The organism is Streptomyces sp. NPDC042364 (genome assembly GCF_056437585.1).
In genome coordinates this window covers 378,352-394,003 of sequence record NZ_JBWKAJ010000004.1, presented here as the reverse complement: position 1 = coordinate 394,003, position 15,652 = coordinate 378,352, and the positions used below count along the sequence as shown (strand labels likewise).

Below are 15,652 nucleotides of genomic sequence, written 5' to 3'. Positions count from 1 at the left end.
CCGAGGAGTACGCTCGAAGGTACCGAGGATATTTCGCACACCGGCTTTCAGGCTCGTGTCGTTTTCGGCGATCGAATACGCCGGGTCGGTCGTGGCCGGCCCGGGGCAGGGTTCGCGTCATGACCACGACCACTTCTCACCCGCCGACGGCCGAAGCCGATGACCGTGTCTCGTCGCCCCTTCCCCGCCTGTCGCTCGCTCCCTCGGGTCCCGCGCCGGCCCTGCTGGACGGTGCCTGGTGGCCCCGCTCCCGCGATCTCGGGGCGGAGCTCCCCTCCCTGGTCGCCGTACTGGATCCGTTGTGGGGGCGGATCACCCGGGTCACGGTGAATCCCGTGCACTGGCCGGTCGTTCCGCGCAAGGTGCCCGCCGCCGGGCATGTGGTCAAGGTGGGCTGGTTCCGGGCCGAACAGGACCCGCACGAAATGTTGTTGCTCTCGTACGGCACGGGCCGCTGGAACCTCCTGGTGGTGCCGCCGCAGACGCCCGCCGCCTCGGCGGCCTGGCTGATGGCCGCCGCGAGCGACCCCCTGGGCACGTCGACCGCGAGCCGGTTGATCGCGGAGTCGGTGCGCCTGCGGGAGGTGCACGAGGCCGACCGGGCCGTGGAGGCGGTCTGGGACTCCGAGGGAGGACATGAGGCCGGCGGCGGCCGGGCCGTACGGCCGCGGATCCCGACGGTGAACGCCGGGAACGCCGTGACCGCCGCCATGACCGCGACGATGCCGCACCGGCTCACGGGAAGGTGAGAACCGTGGAGACATTCCTGACCGTGATCGTGATCATCGCGGTGATCGCCTTCGGGGCGCTCCTCATCCACCAGCTCAACTCACAGCACAGCGACCGTATATCCGCTTTCCACTACGGCCACTTCGGGATGCCTGTCGCGGGACCGCCACCGTCGGCTCCGCGGAAGGCCCGTGTCCGGGCGGGGACGACCGGCACGGGCCGCCACCGTGGCGCCGGCGGTGGGCGGTTCCGCCTCCGCCTCCGGCGTCGCACCTGAGGGAGCCGCGTGATCCCCGCCGGGACCAACCGGATCGCCCGGATCGCCACGACCGTGTGCGGTCGTGGGCCGCGGCAGGGCCGACAAGGCCGGCAGAACCGGCTGCGGCGGACGGTGTGGCCTTGACCGCGGACTCCCCGTCATGGCAGCGCACTTGACGGACCGTACGCTTCCCGTGTCCTGAGTCGTCAGGGGCCCGAGGGCCCGGGTCCGGACTCGGACTCGGACTCGGCCGGATCAACGGCGGCCGACCCGGGGGACGACCGGATGTCCGATACCCCTGCCATCGCCGTCACCCGTCACCCGTCACCCGTCACCACTGGCACCGCCGTCACCGCTGGCACCGCCGTCCGTGCCCGGGACGGAAGCCCTCCAGGTCACGATGCCCACCGGGCGCGAACCTTCCGTCCGGTCGTTCCACGGGGCATCCCCGGACGTCCGATTCGCCGACACGCTCGCCAACCGGCCTGAACGGAACGGTCGTTCACACGTCACCGTACCCACACCCCGTATCGGCGGCACACCGCGAGTGGCCGGGCCCCGGCCCTGCCGCGCGGAACCACCGACGGATGTCGCGAACCGAGGAACCATGCCCCTGCCCCAGTTGACCGTCTACCGGCACGACCGCACCACTCGCGCGCTCATCACCCTCTCGGGGGAGATCGACCTGGCCACGGCCCCGCTCGTGTACGCCGCACTGGGCGGATGCCTGCGCGACGGCATGCGTACCGTCGACGTCGACCTCACGGCGGTCACCTTCTGCGACGCCAGCGGACTCAACGCGTTCCTCACCGCATTCCGGCTCGGCGCCGATGCCGGGACGATCCTCCGGCTGCACCATCCGCCCCCGGCCATGGCCCGAGTCATCGAGATGACCGGCTCCGGCTTCCTCCTCGACGAACACCACACGGTCCGGCCGGTCCCACTCCGGATGCCGACCGCCGCGGGCGGTGCGCTGTGACCACCCCGGCCCACCGGGAGCCGAGCGGGTTACGGCGGGCGCGGCGACTCCCGCCCACGCGGTACGTCTGCGTCGGCTGAACCGCCGGCAGGCGGAGACCCGGCAGGCAGGGACCCTGCGGGAGGATCCGGCGGATCTGTCCGTGGGGTCGTCCCGTGCGGGGGCCGGCCAGCAGTACCGGAGCAGGGAGGCCTTCCCGGCGTCTCACCGGCGACATCGGGTGGCCCGGATTCGCCCTGCTGATCGCGGAGGACACGGCCCTCGCCGGATGTCGTGGGGATGGCAGACATCGGGACGGTACGCCGGCCGTCGGGCCCCAGCGCCCAGCGGCCCTCGGCCCCCGTGCCGCGAAGGGCCCCTGTTGCCCCTGGGACCGCGCTCAGCCACCCACCCGGACGGCCTCGCCCACGAGAACCTCGCCCAGCAACCTGACTGACGGCATGTCACCCGGCGCGGCTGCCCCGTCCTGACGTCGTCGCCCCGCCGGGCCAACCCTCAGCCGGCGACGCGGGCGTGCCGGAGCGGTGCTCCGGCCTCATGGAGACTGGCGAGGGCCAGCCGGTAGGAGGTGAGCAGCCCGGTCTCCACGTAGTCGACGCCCAGTTCCCGGCAGTGGCGACGCACGATGCTCCGGGCCCTGCGCAGGTTGGGGCTGGGCATGCCGGGGAACAGGTGGTGCTCGATCTGATGGTTCAGCCCGCCCAGCGCGATGTCGGTGAGCAGGCCGCCGCGCACGTTGCGTGAGGTGAGTACCTGGCGGCGGAGGAAGTCCGGGCGGTCCTCGCCGGTCAGTATCGGCATGCCCTTGTGGTTGGGCGCGAAGAGGGAGCCCAGGTAGACGCCGAACAGGGCCTGGTGGACGGCGATGAAGGCGATAGCCATGCCGGGCGGCAGCAGCCAGAACAGGGCGGCCGCATAGACCGTGAAGTGCGCGAACAGGAGGGTGCCGTCGAGGGCGCGGTGCTTGAGCGAACGATTGGCCAGCGCCCTCACGCTCGACACGTGCAGGTTGAAGCCCTCCAGCGTGAGCAGCGGGAAGAACAGGAACGCCTGCCAGCGGCCGATCAGACGGGGGAGCCCCTCGGCGGTCCGGGCCTGGTCCTGGGACCAGACCAGCAGGTCGGGGTCGAGGTCGGGGTCGAGTTCCGCATGGTTGGGGTTGGCGTGGTGGCGGGTGTGCTTGTCCTGCCACCACCCGTAGCCCATACCGATCCCGGTACCGGCGATCCGCCCGGACACCTCGCTGGCCCGGCGCCGGCGGAACACCTGGCGATGGGCCGCGTCATGGGCGACCAGGGCGACCTGGCCGAAGACCACGGCCAGGAAGGCGGCGACCGCCAGGGTCCACCAACTGTCGCCGATGAGTGCGACGGCGACCCACCCCATGACGTAGAGCCCGGCCACCCCGGTGATCCGCAGCGCGTAGTAGCCGGGGCGGCGTTCCAGCAGGCCGGCCTCAGCGATCTTTCTCGACAATCGGGCGAAGTCACTGCCGGACGTCTTCGAGAGCGGGAGACCGGCCGTCGTGGTGCTGCTCATGATGATGAAACTCTTCTCCGAAGGAGGCAGATGGCTCGGCGCCGCCTTGGGAGCCGCTGAGACCGGGCCGCTGGGAGGAAGGCGCTTCTCCGCGGCGGGAAGCGCGTCGCGCGACCGCGGAGAGAGGACGACGTCTGCTTCGCCGACCGCAGCCAGCGCAGACCTCCTGTGGGAACGCGGGTTCCCTGCCGGACAGGTCTCACACCGTGCCGGGGCCGTCCCCCGGTGGGCGAAGCGCGGTGACCGGGCGTCAGATCCGTACGGGTCACCTCTCCGTACGGGTCACCTCTCCGTACGGGTCACCTCTCCGTACGGGTCACCTCTCCGGAAGGGGCGTTTCTCCGGAAGGGGCGTCTCGCGGTCGGCCGAGCGGGGTGGGCGGACCGGAACCGGGGGGCGACGGGGCGAGGGCCGGACCGGAACCGGGGCCACGGGGGCGAGGGCACCGGCGTCTCCGCGCCGGCGGCCGTTGACTCCGAGCCGCCCGGTCCCCGGCTCTTCGAGCGGGGGACCTACACCCCCGTCTCCGTGATGAGGACGGCGACGGTGACCGGGCTCGTCGTGTCACCGGCGGCCGCGGCGGCCACGGCCTTCCGGACGGCGCGGGCGACGTGCAGTGGATGGTGTCCGGGGGCGACCGCGAAGTGGATCTCGACGTGCCTGCGGGGCGGATCGACAAGGTCGTGCAGCCTGACCGGACGGCTTCCCAGCACGGCGGTGAGGCGGGCGACGCCCGGAACACCCGCCGCGACATCCGCGATCTCCCCGGCGGGTCCCTGCCCGGACGCCGTTCCGGTCACCGGGTGCACCGGGTGCGAGCCGCTCGCGGCTGTGCCTTCCGGCGCCGGCCTCGTGTCCCTCGTCGCGACCCCCGATGTCACTTCGGTCTTCGGGCCCTCGCGCGGGCCTTCGTGCGGGCCTTCGTGCGGGCCTTCGTGCGGGCCCTCGTGGAGGTCCGAGATCCGCAGGTCGGCTGTCGAGGTGGCCAGGCCGAGCCGTTCGGCGGCCGTGTGGAGCAGGGCGCTCCTCAACTGGTCGGCGGTCTCGGGCAGCGGCTGCCCGAGGGATGCCGTGAAGTCGGCCTCGATCCTGAGCGGGCCAGGCGGTAGCGCGCTGGCAGGCGCGGGGACGGCAGGTTCGGACACGGGCTCCAGCGGTACCGGCCCGACGCGCAGGGCTCCCAGCCGGACACCGGGAATCTCGGCGGCCGCGCGCCCGAGGGCCCGTACGGCGGCCTGCTCGGTGATCCATGCCCCGTCCTCGGGCCCGCCGAGCGGCAGCAGTCGGCCCAGGGCGAGCTGGTTGCGTACCGTCTGCGTCCACGCGTCGGTTCTCACCGCTGCCTCACCCTCCTTCTTCCGCCGTGGCCACTGCTCTCCCCCGGCATGCCGGGCCGCTCGCCCGACGAGTCGGCCATTTCGCCATGAAAGCCTCAAATCATGTCAAGTACTACTAAAGCGAATATACTTGTTATCCATGAGTGCTGTGTGAGCCTCACGAGGGAGGAATATCCCGATGACTGAGAACACCGGCGTAGGACAGGGTGGTGCGCCCGGTTCTCGTGGCCGTACGACCATCGCCGATGTCGTGGTGGAGAAGATCGCCGGAATGGCGGCGCGGGACGTGCTGGGCGTCCATGCCCTGGGCAGCGGCTTCGCGCGCTCGATGGGATCCGTGCGGGAGCGGATGCCCGGCGCCGGCAGCGGCAAGTCCGTCACGCGCGGGGTCGACGTCGAGGTCGGCGAGCTGCAGGCGGCCATCGACCTGGAGATCGTCGTGGACTACGGCGTCTCGATCACGGACGTCGCCGGTGAGGTGCGGGAAAACGTGATCTCCGCGGTGGAGCGGATGGCGGGTAGGGAAGTCGTGGAAGTCAACATCACGGTCAGCGACGTGAAGCTGCCGGACGAGGAGGACGAACGGGACGAGCGGCAGCGGGTCCAGTAGCCGACAGCCGGGGCGGAGCAGCCCGTACCCGGGCGGAGCAGCCCGCTTGAATGAAGGAGCGCGTCATGAGCAGGGCCGTGGTGGGCTTGATGGCCGGAATGGCGCTGGGTTTCGCCGCGTACTTCGGTGACTTCTGGGCTTTCCTGCTGGTGCTGGGGCTTGGTGTCGTCGGTCTCGTGGTCGGGCGGTTCATGGAAGGTGATCTCGAACCGGGCGACTTCGTCCGCCGCCGGGACCGGCAGGAGCGGATCAGCGATGACCGGCGACGGGCTCGGGAAGACTGGCGACGGTGACCGCTGAGGCAGGCCCGAGTCCAGGCGTCCCCCGCAGGGAGCGCGGCGCGATCACCGTCGCCGACCGGGTCGTGGCGAAGACCGCTGCCAGGGTCGCGCGCGAGGCGCTGAGCCGGTTCACCGAGTCGACCGGCCACGTACCCCCCGGCCGCCGGACACCGCACGTGACCACATCCGTGCGACGGGCACCGGAGCGGGAAATCGAGGGACGGGACACCGAGGGACGGGACACCGAGCCCGCCGCGGGACGGCAGGCGGTGCTCGGCGAGGCACGGGTCCACATCACCGTCGAACTCGGCTATCCGTCCGACATCGGGGCGCAGTGCGCCGCGGTGCGCCGGGAGGTCACCGAACGGCTCAGGACCTGGGCCGGCGTGGAGGTGTCCGACCTGGTGGTGTCGGTCGGGACGCTGCACTCGGCGCATGCGCGGCACTCGGGCCGGGAGAGGGTGAGATGAGCGCGAACACCTGGCGGCAGCCGACCGGCGACAGCGACCCTCCCTCCGATTCCGGACCGGCCGCTCCGGCCCCCGGCGCGTCGACGGCTCCGCCCGCCGACGGCAGCCCGGGGCCGGACGAGAAGACGAGCGCGGATACGCCGGCGCCGGGGGACGAGGCGGGCCGGCGTCCGCGCCGTTTCTGGTCGGCTCGGCGGCTCCCCGCGGCCTTGGCGGCCCTGGTGTGCGCCGCGGCCGTCGGACTGCTCCTGTACGACGTGGTCGCGGTACGGGCAGGCCGGGACGCGATGAGCTGGCGACGGCGGCTCGCCGATGAACTGGCCACCCGGCCCCTGGACGACACCTGGATGATCGTCGGGGCCGCCGTGGCGATGGCCCTCGGCCTGTGGCTCTTCCTGCTGGCGGTGACGCCCGGTCTGCGCAGGCTGCTCCCGATGCGCCGGCCGACCGGTATCCCCCGCACGGAGGAGGTCCGCGCCGGGCTCGACCGCCGTGCCGCCGCCCTGGTCCTGCGTGACCGGGCCATGCGGGTACCCGGAGTCCGGTCGGCACAGGTCGCCGTCGGCCGCCGGAAGGTCAAGGCCCGGGCGCGGGCACACTTCCGCGATCTCGATGAGGTCCGCAAGGACCTGGACGCCACGCTCGGGGAAACCATGACGTCCTTGCGTCTCGCCCGGCGGCCCAGGCTGACCGTGCGCGTCCGCCGTCCGAAGAAGGACTGAGGCGATCCTGATGCTCAAGACGGTGAACCGGGTGCTGCTGGGGCTTCTCGGCCTCGGGCTGTTCGCCCTCGGCGGCGGCGTGCTGCTGGGCGGGCTGGACCTGCAGCGCCACTGGGACTTCGGGGTGCCGGGCTGGTGGCCCTTCCGCGGGCCGGCCGACGTGGTGCTGGGCGTCGAGGGACGCACCCGGTGGCGGGAGGACGGCTGGTGGTGGCCGACCGTCATCGCGGTGCTCGCGGTGCTGCTGGTCCTGCTGCTGTGGTGGCTCCTCGCGCAACGCGGACACCGCCGGGGCCAGGTCCTCGTCGACAGCGAGGACGGCACGGCGGCCCGGCTCGACGGCCGCACTCTCGAGGACGTCATCGAGAGGGAGGCACAAGCCCTGGACGGGGTCTCACGGGCCCGTGTACGGCTGACGGGCCGGAGTACGGCTCCCACCGCACGCGTACGGCTGCTGCTGGAGCCGCACGCCGATCCAGCGCTGACCCTGGGGCGACTGAGCCGGGAAACGCTCGCACACGCACGGGACTCGGCCGGCCTGGACCGCCTCCCGTCGAAGGTCCGACTCCGGGAAGTCCGCCACCGCGCCCGACGCACCGCCTGAATACCGCGCACCGCGTTCCGGCTCCCGGAGCCGAACGCCCCGGCTGCCGGGGGGACGAACGAACCGCGCGTTGCCCGGCGTAGCGGCCTCGCTCGCCAGGGCCGTCCACCACCACGGGACCCACGGGACATCGAGGGGCGGCACGGCGTGTCCCGCCGTGGCCGGGAGACCGCGCAGATCGCCGTGGTGCCATCCGTCGCTCCCCCCGGCATACGGCGCGCTGACCGGCGTTGGGAGGCGCGCTGACCGGCGCACGCCGCGCAGACGACCCGGCGTGTACACACGCCAACGACCCCGGCGTATACACACCGGGGTCGCCCTTCCGGGCCGGTCGCACGTGAGAGTGTGCCGACCCGCTTTCATGCTACATCTGATGCGCATTTGGGGCATTCGGCACTTCTTGGTATCCCTTGTCAACCCCTGTCGGGCGGTCAGGGCCGTGACGCCGACTCCTTGCTCGGTGAGAGCCTCGTCGATGCGGAGGCAGAGCTGCTCGCGGACAGCGTTCCATGGCAGGGCAGTTGCTCCACGCCTGTGCGAGGTGGTCCTCGGACACTGACCGACATGAACTTCAGCACCGGCAGGTGGGCCGGGTGGACCGGCTCCGGCCGACGGCAAGCCGGCCGATTCGCGATCAGGGTGCCGCGGGCCGTTCTGGTGGGTGCTGTCCCCCTGGGTGCTCGCCGAGGGGGAGGCGGTACGCCCGGTTCCTGGGGCAGCGCCAGGCGGGCCAGTCCTCTTCTCCCTCTGTCGACAGCTCCATGGGATGCGGGTGTCCTTCGCGGCAGGCAGGCCACGGCCGCCTGCCGCGAAGGAGCTGCAGGTTCGCCAGGAGAGCCGCCTGAACGTGGAAGGCGACCGGCCGCACAGCCGCCCCCGGGGGCTCGTCGGCCAGATCCGGGGAGAACTCCACGGGAGCGATCCGGACACCGTCGACGACGAGCGTGCGCCAGTCGTCGGGATCGTCGACGCCTTCGGCTCCGTACTCCAGGCGGGCGGCGAGGCCGCATACGCGCAGGTCATGGGCTACCGGCTCGAAGATCTCCTCTGGCTGCATCGGCATGGCTGGGGAGCCTACTCCGCATCCCCCGGGCGCTGGATCAGGCGCTGAACTGCCGACGGCGATGCACTTCGGGGTGCGGTGCCGATCGGCACCGCACCCCGAGGTTCGTCGGGCCGTACCCCGGCCCAGGGTGGTTCAGTCCGACTCCTCCGTCATGCCGGAGTCCCCATCACCGGGCATGACGGTCTGGAAGCCGTCCTTCCACTCGTCGGCGTCCACGGTGAACGGCTCGATGTAGAAGCACTGTGGCTCGTCACGGAACCCCGGAAGCGGACGGGCCCGGACGATGCGCTCCCGGGCCTTCTCGCGGCTCGAGTAGACACCCAGGAGTTTGACGTCGTCGCCCTCCTCCTCGTCGGCCCAGAAGTCGTCGTCCGCCGCGAAGTGCTGGACCTCCGACCCGTCGGCCGGCTCGGCGTGCCTGACGTGCCACAGCAGGTAGGCCCGGCTCTGTCCGTCCATCGTGATCACCTCGTGTCTCACAGGGGAGACCGCGGCCCGTTCGGCGTGTGCACCGGCGCGGGCCGCGGCTCCTCGGTTGTTCTGGGCCTCAGGTCCTGCTCAGTTGCGGGACAGGTACTTGCGAACCTTGTTGTAGACGGATCCCGGCCCCTTCTTGAAGGGTTTCTGATACCCGCCCTTCTTCATGACCCGGTCGGTGGCAGCGTCGAGCGTCTCGTTCTTCCCCCGGCGTTGGCCCTTGGCGAAGTCGGGCACGTCGTTGCCCTTCGCCTTCCCGGACTTGCGGGCCTCCCGCCACAGGGTGCGGACCTTGTTGATGGCCCACTTCTTGCCCTTCCACCAGATCAGGCCGATGATCGCGACCACCGCGCCCACACCGATCACGGCGAGCACCGTGCCGGCGCTGACGCCGAGGCCGGCCATGCCGACCAGGGCGACCGCCGTCATCCTGCCGTCGAGGTCGACCAGGTTGACCGGGTCGCCGCAGACGTACTCGTAGCTGTTGCAGCTGCCGCCCAGCACGGGGTCGACGGACAGGAAGCGGCCGGTCGTGGGGTTGTAGAGGCGGGCCCCCATGAGGAGGAGACCGGTCGGGGTCTCGGCGGAGCGCTGCTTGGCGCCGAGCCAGCCGTAGCGGTCGGCGCCGCCGCTTTCCCGGACGTTGCCGTACTCGTCCGTGTCGATGGCGACCGGTGCCCGGCTCACGTCCAGCGGGAGCTGGAGGGCCACGTCGCCGTGGACGGTCGTGAACTGCAGCTCCGTGTCACCGGTCTTGCCGGTGATCGCGGCCAGGTCGCCGGAGACGGACGCCACGTTGCGGCTGACGGCTCCGCTCCCGGTGTCCTCGACGAGCCAGCGGGGGTTGTCGCTGTCGTCGCCGTAGTGGTTGACCTTGGACCCGGTCTGGGTCCAGGTGGAGCCACTGCCGGTCTCGGTCTTGAAGGAGCGGAAGCGCATGGCCGCGTCGAGCTGCCAGGTCTGCCGCTTGCCGTTCGCGGTCTGCCGGTAGGCGAGGTCGTTGGCGTAGTAGTCGACGGTGCCGCCCGGCAGGGCGGTGGTGCGGCCGAACGCGTCGTAGGAGTAGCCGGAGTCGACGAGCCGGTCGGCGCTGTCGTAGGCGTGGGTGGTGGTGGTGCCTCCCGAGGTGGGGCAGGCGCCCGAGACCTGGCCCGTCGCGGTGGTCAGACCGGTGCGGTTCGACCGCTTGTCGAAGGTGTACGTGCGCTTGGTGCACACCTCGCCGACGGTGTCCTCGACCGTGGTCAGACGCCCGGCCCTGTCGTAGCCGTAGCGCTGGTCGGACCAGCCGGAGTGACTGGTGGCCCGTCCCTGGGCGGAGCGGGTCACCACGTCGGTGTAGACGGTGGTGCCGTCGCTGTCGCGGGTGTAGGACCTGGACGTCGGGGCGCCGGTGGCGTCCTCGGTGACGTTCAGGGTGTAACCCCCGGGCAGCTTCTCGGAGGTGACGGAACCGTCCGCGTCGTACGTGGCGGAGAAGTCACCCGCGACGGAGTCGCCGGCCTTGGTGACCAGTCCCCGCGGCTCGGCGCCGTGGTCGTAGGTGTAGGTGACGGTCGAGGGGACGGAGTCACTGACCTTGACCACGCGGTCGAGCGCGTCGTAGGCGGTGGTGGTCCGGCCGCCGTCGGCGTCGGTGTACGAGATGAGGCGGCCGAGTTCGTCGTACGCCTTGGTGATGGTGCCCGCCGTCGGCGAGGTGATCTTGGTGATCGCCCCCGTCGCCGGGTCGTACTCCACGGTGGACTCCGGGACCGCCTGGCCGAGGCCGCCGGTCACCGTGGTCTTCAGCGGGCGGCCCGCGTCGTCGTACGACCGCGTGGTCGTCCGCGACTGGCTGCCCGCGGTGTCGGTGACCTTCGTGGGCTGGCCGAAGTAGCCGTACTCCACGGTGGAGTCGGTCACCTCGTCGGGCCGGCTGCCACCGCCGGTGATCTTTCCGGCGGGTCCGCTCCAGCAGACCTGGTCGGCCCACTCGGGGCGGCCCTTGCAGAAGCCGGTGCCGTCGGCCGCCCAGTACTCGGTGACCCGGGTGGCGGCGTCGTCGCCGGTGCCGGCCGGGGGCACGACGTCCGTGATCCGGCCCTGCGCGTCGTACGCGGCGGTGGTCGTCAGGTTCAGGCCGCCGGAGTCCTGGATGACCAGCTTCGGCAGGCCCTTGGCCCAGTCGTACTGTGTCTCGGTGACCCGCTTCTCACCCATGACCGAGTAGTGGTCGCGGACTCGGGCACCGACGATCTTGAGCGTGATCTGGTCCTTGACCTTGGCCGTGCCGTCGGTGGGCCGTCCCTCGTCGTACTCGTTGACCGTCCAGGTGCGGGCGGGCACGGAGGTGCCGGCCTTGACCAGAGCGGTGGTCCCGTCCTTGAGGTCCTCGGTCAGGTCCACCCGGTGCAGCGGACCGAACTCCTCCAGCTCCCGGGTGCCGGCCTCGTTGAACAGCGAGGTCGTCGACAGCAGGTGGGCGCGCTCGGCCGAGGGCCGGGAGATGATGCCCAGATCCGTCAGCGCGTCCTTCTGCGCGTCCGTCGTACCGAGCGCCAGCGCCCGGTTGGTCGCGCTCAGTTCACGGACGGTGTTGCCGAACCTGTCGTACTCGGTGGCGCTGATGTGCCTGCCGGGCTCCGCCGTGTTGACGGTACGGCCCGAGGCGTCGAGGTAGTGCACCTCGGCGCGGGTGTATCCGCCGCCGGTGAGGTTCGCGCCGTCGTGGGACGAGGGCACGGAGTCGGCGGGGAAGACGGCGGTGGCGTCGCTCGGGGCGTCGAGCTGCCCCCACTTCGCGACGTCTGCGCTGCCCATGGCGTGCGGTGCCTTGGCGCCGGTGAGCGGGACGCCGTAGACGATGCCGGTGACCGCCTTGCCCTCGGTGGTGTCCGCCGAGCCCTGCTTCAGGGTCGGACGCGAGACGCTGAGCAGCATCCCCGCGCCGGGGGCGGTGCCGCCGCCGGCGTTGCCGTAGTCGAAGGTGTACGGCAGCACGCCCGACGGCTGGTACCAGGTGACCCGGCCCTCGTCGTAGGCGTACTGGGTCTCGGCCTGCTGACCGATCCGCGGGTCCCAGTGCTGACGCAGCCGGCCGGCGGAGTCGTACCGGTAGGTGGCCACGGCCGTCGAGGTCGCGGCGGTCGCGCCGGGGGCGGTGGCCCACAGCTTGATCTGCCTGACCTGGCCGGTGAAGTCACCGAAGTCGGCGTCCGTCCCGGTGCCGGTCGCCGTCGTCGCGGTGGCGTAGACGAACTCCAGCACCCGGCAGCCCCTGGTGGACGGATCGGCCTCGCACGCGGCGGCCGTGACGGCCGAGGTGGGGGCGATGATCCGCTTGGGACGGGACAGCGTCCTGCCACCCGCGGTCACGGTCTCGGAGACCACCTTGGTGGTGGTGTTGCCCAGACCGTCGATCAGGGCGGTGGAGACCTGCCATGTGGTGGCCGCCGAACCGGCCTTGGCGAACGTGGTCACCGAACCCTCGGTGTCCGACAGCGTGAACGAGCCGGTGACACTTCCCTTGAGGGTGAGCGCCTCGGCACCGGGCTCGGGCACCCAGCCGGTCTTGGCCGCGTTGGCGGTGAAGTGCACCGCGTCGCCCTCGGAGAGCACCACGTCGACGGCGGTGTCGGAGACCCTGCGGATGTGGCTGTACTCGGAGGTGGTCTCGTCGGCGACGGTGCCGGCGACCCACTCCTTGCCGAAGATCGCGGCCTGACCCTCCTGCTGCGCGCCCTGGTCGGGGTCGCGCGAGGAGGCGGTCCGTGTCATCTCCATGCCGAAGAACGACGCGTCGGTCTCCGTCAGCGTGTAGTCACCGGTGAGCAGGTTCAGCGAACCGGGACCGACCTCGGTGGTGGCCGCGCCGTCGGCGTCGCGGTCCACGACCACGGTCAGCGGTTCGGTGCTGTCGGCGGCGGAGTTCGGGCCGGTGAAGTCGGCCTTGATCTGGACCGTGCCGTCGGGGTCGACGGTGCCGGTGGCGTTCCAGACCAGCGCCGCGTTCCTGCCGTTCGTCAGCCCGACCGGCCAGGCGGTCAGCGCCGTGCCGCCGGAGGTGACGTCCCCGACGGGGATCTTCGCCCAGGCGTCGGCCTCGGAGCGGCGCCAGGAGAAGGAGACCTTGTCGTACTTGCCGCCTTCGGCCTCGGCGACCAGCGGCAGCCGGCGTGCGGTGCGCTCGCCGTCGGCCGGCTGGAGGAAGCCGCCGGAACCGGCGTGGAAGGTGTACTCCCTGGCCTCGGACTTGTTGTCCGCCTTGTCGACGGACCGCACCTGGAGGGTGTGGGTGCCGTTCCTGGGCGGGGTCACGGATATCGCCTTGGCGGCGCCCGCACCGCCGGTGGCGACCCTGGTCCAGGTCAGGCCGTCCAGCGACCACTCCAGCCAGTTGTGGTCGGCCGAGGGCGGGGTGACGGTGAAGGTGCCGGCCTGACCGGCGCCCTTGACCCACTGGCCGGCCGGGTAGTCCGTGGACGTGATCTGCGCCGGGGCGGACGGGGCCGAGGTGTCGACGGTGAACGTCTTCCACGCCGACCAGCCGGTGTTGTAGTGCTTGCCGTCGTAGGGGTTGGTGCGGAACTTGTACGTCTTGCCGTTGCTCAGCACTCCGGACGGTACGGTGACCGACGCCGCGGCCCCGGAGGCCACGTACTTGGAGACGATCACCTCGCCGACCTGGGCGTCGGTGGCGTTGTCGAAGATCTGGAAGGTGCCGTTGACCTTGTCACCGTCGGCGTCGACGAAGGTGTCGCGCAGCGTCGGCGTGGTGGTGTTCACCACGTAGGCGCCGCCGTAGGAGAAGAACGGCGGACCGGCCTCCTGCCTGGTGCCCGTCTTCGGCCGGAAGTTGTAGTTCAGCACCAGCTTCGGCGGATTGGCCGCCGCGTTCGCGGAGTTGACCCGCTTCCACTGCGTCACGGCCGACTCGCTCGTCGCGCGCAGACCCATGTGGCCGCGGGTGGCCTTGGCCGAGGCCCACTCCTGCACCAGCGCGGTCACGTCGGCGTTGATCCAGCCGTCCGGCTGGGAGGTGCACGAGGCGTTGCCGCGGGTCTCGGTGGAGGTGGCCTTCTTCGCCGTCATCGAGGGGCGGTTCGACCACCGGGAGGACGTCGACGCGGCCCCGGCGGACCACACCTCCCACGACTGCGCCGCGCATTCCGGATGGTTGCCGGAGTGGAAGTTCCACAGGCTCAGCTTCGCGCTGGTGACCAGGGCGTCGGCGACGGGCGAGGTGTTCCAGCTGATGAAGGACTGCGCCGTGCGGGGCGTGCCGTCGGCGTTGGTGGTGCCCGGGTTGCCGAAGTCCAGCTCCGTGTCGGACGACCAGTCGACCGTCTCGCCCTGCTGCACATAGGTGTCGAAGACGTTCGACAGCGAGGACGTCGACGGGTCCACCGTCACCGGATACCGGGTCCCGGGGTCGGCGAGGAACTCGGGGTCGGGAGTGACCACCAGGTCGACGCCCGTGCCCTTCTCGTCCCTCTCGACCACCTTCATCGACACCGGCACCCGGCGGGTGTGCTCGCCGGAGCGCTTGTCGACGGTGGAGTCCCACATCACCGGCGCGGGCATGACGGCCCGCTTCTTGTTCTTCTCGTCGGTGAACTGCAGTCCACCGTTCTTCAGCTGATCGACCTTCAGCCCGTCGGTCTCCAGCGGCAGCGTGTAGGAGAACGTGCCGGTGGCCGGCTTCTCCTTGATCTCGACGTACTGCTCGAAGCCGGTGCGGGTCGCCTCGACGACGACGTCGGCGCCGGGCACGGCGTTGACGTACTCCGCCCGCGTCCCGTCCAGCCTCGGCTCCGGCAGGCCGCCCTTCCAGCGCAGGGTGATCTGCTCGTCGCCCTCGCCCAGGGTGACCAGGTCGACGGCCTTCGACTGCTGCGCCGCCTTCAGCGACTTCGCGGGCGTACCGGTCCGGCCCGCCAGCCGCAGCCCGCGCGGGTGCGCCACCGGCTCCACGCCGTCACCGGAATCGCGCAGCTCCACGTCGACGTCGACCCAGGTGCCGTCGCGCTCGAAGCGCACCGGCCCGGCCGACATCTCCGTGGTGAGGCTGCCGTCCTTGTTCACCCAGGTCGTGGAGGTCTCGGTGCGCTCCGACAGCGCCTCCACCCGCTTGCCCGACAGCCGCGCCGCGACCTTCGCGGACGCGATGTCCGCGGCGGTGGTCGCCGCCTCGGGCTTGGTGGGCTTCTCCTGCGGAGCGGCCGCGGCCGGCCCCTGCAGCAGGGTCACGGACACGGCGGCGGCCAGGCCACCGGCCGTCCAGCGCAGATATCTGCTGCGCTCATGCCAAACGGTCCTTCTCCGGAAAGGAGAGGACGAATCCCCCTGGGGTCTCAACATCCACCCGTATTCGGTTCTGAGCCGCCACATGTAAGGCAGCTGTAAAGAATGTGGTCGTTGTGAAACCTAGCTGCCGCCGGAAGGGGCAAAAGGGCTTGGATCACCGCAATGAGTCCGCGGGATTCCCCTATTGCTTCCTGTGACATGTCACACGTGCAACGAGGGCGCGAGCGGGCGGAGTTGGGAACGACGGTTCTTCCCGGGCCGGATGGAGATCGGGCCAGGTCGGCTGTCGCA

General features: G+C 71.3%; 13 protein-coding genes. 8 read left to right on the top strand and 5 right to left on the bottom strand.

The window, feature by feature from the left end; all coding sequences use genetic code 11:
* Window positions 1-119: 119 nt before the first annotated feature.
* The 3 genes from AC067N_RS11250 to AC067N_RS11240 all read left to right on the top strand — a co-directional run bounded on the left by AC067N_RS11250 (window position 120) and on the right by AC067N_RS11240 (window position 1,967).
* Window positions 120-749 carry a DUF5994 family protein gene (locus tag AC067N_RS11250; RefSeq protein ID WP_478678611.1) on the top strand — a complete coding sequence of 210 codons (630 nt, stop codon included), beginning with the start codon at window positions 120-122 and terminating at the stop codon, window positions 747-749.
* A gap of 5 nt (window positions 750-754) precedes the next feature.
* Complete coding sequence (locus tag AC067N_RS11245; RefSeq protein WP_478678610.1) at window positions 755-1,006, top strand: hypothetical protein; 252 nt, start codon at window positions 755-757, stop codon at window positions 1,004-1,006.
* A 589-nt stretch (window positions 1,007-1,595) separates the two neighbouring features.
* Window positions 1,596-1,967 (top strand): STAS domain-containing protein, encoded by a 372-nt coding sequence (locus tag AC067N_RS11240; protein WP_478678609.1) that lies wholly within the window; start codon window positions 1,596-1,598, stop codon window positions 1,965-1,967.
* Window positions 1,968-2,462: 495 nt separating this feature from the next.
* Here the strand turns inward: AC067N_RS11240 and AC067N_RS11235 are convergent, their stop codons facing one another.
* Entirely contained in the window at window positions 2,463-3,506 is a 1,044-nt protein-coding gene (locus AC067N_RS11235; RefSeq protein WP_478678608.1) for a fatty acid desaturase family protein, read from the bottom strand.
* A 512-nt stretch (window positions 3,507-4,018) separates the two neighbouring features.
* Window positions 4,019-4,843, bottom strand: a complete 825-nt coding sequence (locus tag AC067N_RS11230) for a hypothetical protein (RefSeq protein WP_478678607.1) — start codon at window positions 4,841-4,843, stop codon at window positions 4,019-4,021.
* Window positions 4,844-5,021: 178 nt separating this feature from the next.
* On the opposite strand from AC067N_RS11230, the gene AC067N_RS11225 reads away from it, so the two are divergent.
* The 5 genes from AC067N_RS11225 (at window position 5,022) to amaP (ending at window position 7,530) form a co-directional block, all read left to right on the top strand.
* Window positions 5,022-5,453: an Asp23/Gls24 family envelope stress response protein gene (locus tag AC067N_RS11225; RefSeq protein ID WP_478678606.1), complete on the top strand. Its 432-nt coding sequence runs from the start codon at window positions 5,022-5,024 to the stop codon at window positions 5,451-5,453.
* Window positions 5,454-5,518: 65 nt separating this feature from the next.
* Window positions 5,519-5,746 (top strand): hypothetical protein, encoded by a 228-nt coding sequence (locus AC067N_RS11220; protein ID WP_478678605.1) that lies wholly within the window; start codon window positions 5,519-5,521, stop codon window positions 5,744-5,746.
* Complete coding sequence (locus tag AC067N_RS11215; protein ID WP_478678604.1) at window positions 5,743-6,204, top strand: Asp23/Gls24 family envelope stress response protein; 462 nt, start codon at window positions 5,743-5,745, stop codon at window positions 6,202-6,204. The genes AC067N_RS11220 and AC067N_RS11215 overlap by 4 nt, the downstream gene beginning before the upstream one ends.
* The gene (locus AC067N_RS11210) at window positions 6,201-6,926 is read left to right on the top strand and encodes a DUF6286 domain-containing protein (RefSeq protein ID WP_478678603.1); all 726 of its coding nucleotides are present in this window, start codon (window positions 6,201-6,203) and stop codon (window positions 6,924-6,926) included. The genes AC067N_RS11215 and AC067N_RS11210 overlap by 4 nt, the downstream gene beginning before the upstream one ends.
* Before the next feature lie 10 nt (window positions 6,927-6,936).
* Window positions 6,937-7,530, top strand: a complete 594-nt coding sequence (gene amaP / locus AC067N_RS11205; RefSeq protein ID WP_478678602.1) for an alkaline shock response membrane anchor protein AmaP — start codon at window positions 6,937-6,939, stop codon at window positions 7,528-7,530.
* Window positions 7,531-8,164: 634 nt separating this feature from the next.
* On the opposite strand, the gene AC067N_RS11200 is transcribed toward amaP, so the two are convergent.
* The 3 genes from AC067N_RS11200 to AC067N_RS11190 form a co-directional block, all read right to left on the bottom strand.
* Entirely contained in the window at window positions 8,165-8,593 is a 429-nt protein-coding gene (locus tag AC067N_RS11200; RefSeq protein WP_478678601.1) for a hypothetical protein, read from the bottom strand.
* 135 nt (window positions 8,594-8,728) lie between these two features.
* The gene (locus AC067N_RS11195; RefSeq protein ID WP_478678600.1) at window positions 8,729-9,055 is read right to left on the bottom strand and encodes a DUF7336 domain-containing protein; all 327 of its coding nucleotides are present in this window, start codon (window positions 9,053-9,055) and stop codon (window positions 8,729-8,731) included.
* 99 nt (window positions 9,056-9,154) lie between these two features.
* Window positions 9,155-15,310 (bottom strand): DNRLRE domain-containing protein, encoded by a 6,156-nt coding sequence (locus AC067N_RS11190; protein WP_478678599.1) that lies wholly within the window; start codon window positions 15,308-15,310, stop codon window positions 9,155-9,157.
* Between the last annotated feature and the right edge of the window lie 342 nt (window positions 15,311-15,652).

What these genes read in the sequence shown, in the direction of transcription:
- AC067N_RS11220 (WP_478678605.1), top strand. Translation starts at nt 5,519, where the DNA reads ATGAGCAGGGCCGTGGTGGGCTTGATGGCCGGAATGGCGCTGGGTTTC.
- AC067N_RS11210 (WP_478678603.1), top strand. Translation starts at nt 6,201, where the DNA reads ATGAGCGCGAACACCTGGCGGCAGCCGACCGGCGACAGCGACCCTCCC.
- amaP (WP_478678602.1), top strand. Translation starts at nt 6,937, where the DNA reads ATGCTCAAGACGGTGAACCGGGTGCTGCTGGGGCTTCTCGGCCTCGGG.
- AC067N_RS11200 (WP_478678601.1), bottom strand. Translation starts at nt 8,593, where the DNA reads ATGCCGATGCAGCCAGAGGAGATCTTCGAGCCGGTAGCCCATGACCTG.
- AC067N_RS11195 (WP_478678600.1), bottom strand. Translation starts at nt 9,055, where the DNA reads ATGGACGGACAGAGCCGGGCCTACCTGCTGTGGCACGTCAGGCACGCC.
- AC067N_RS11235 (WP_478678608.1), bottom strand. Translation starts at nt 3,506, where the DNA reads ATGAGCAGCACCACGACGGCCGGTCTCCCGCTCTCGAAGACGTCCGGC.
- AC067N_RS11250 (WP_478678611.1), top strand. Translation starts at nt 120, where the DNA reads ATGACCACGACCACTTCTCACCCGCCGACGGCCGAAGCCGATGACCGT.
- AC067N_RS11240 (WP_478678609.1), top strand. Translation starts at nt 1,596, where the DNA reads ATGCCCCTGCCCCAGTTGACCGTCTACCGGCACGACCGCACCACTCGC.
- AC067N_RS11225 (WP_478678606.1), top strand. Translation starts at nt 5,022, where the DNA reads ATGACTGAGAACACCGGCGTAGGACAGGGTGGTGCGCCCGGTTCTCGT.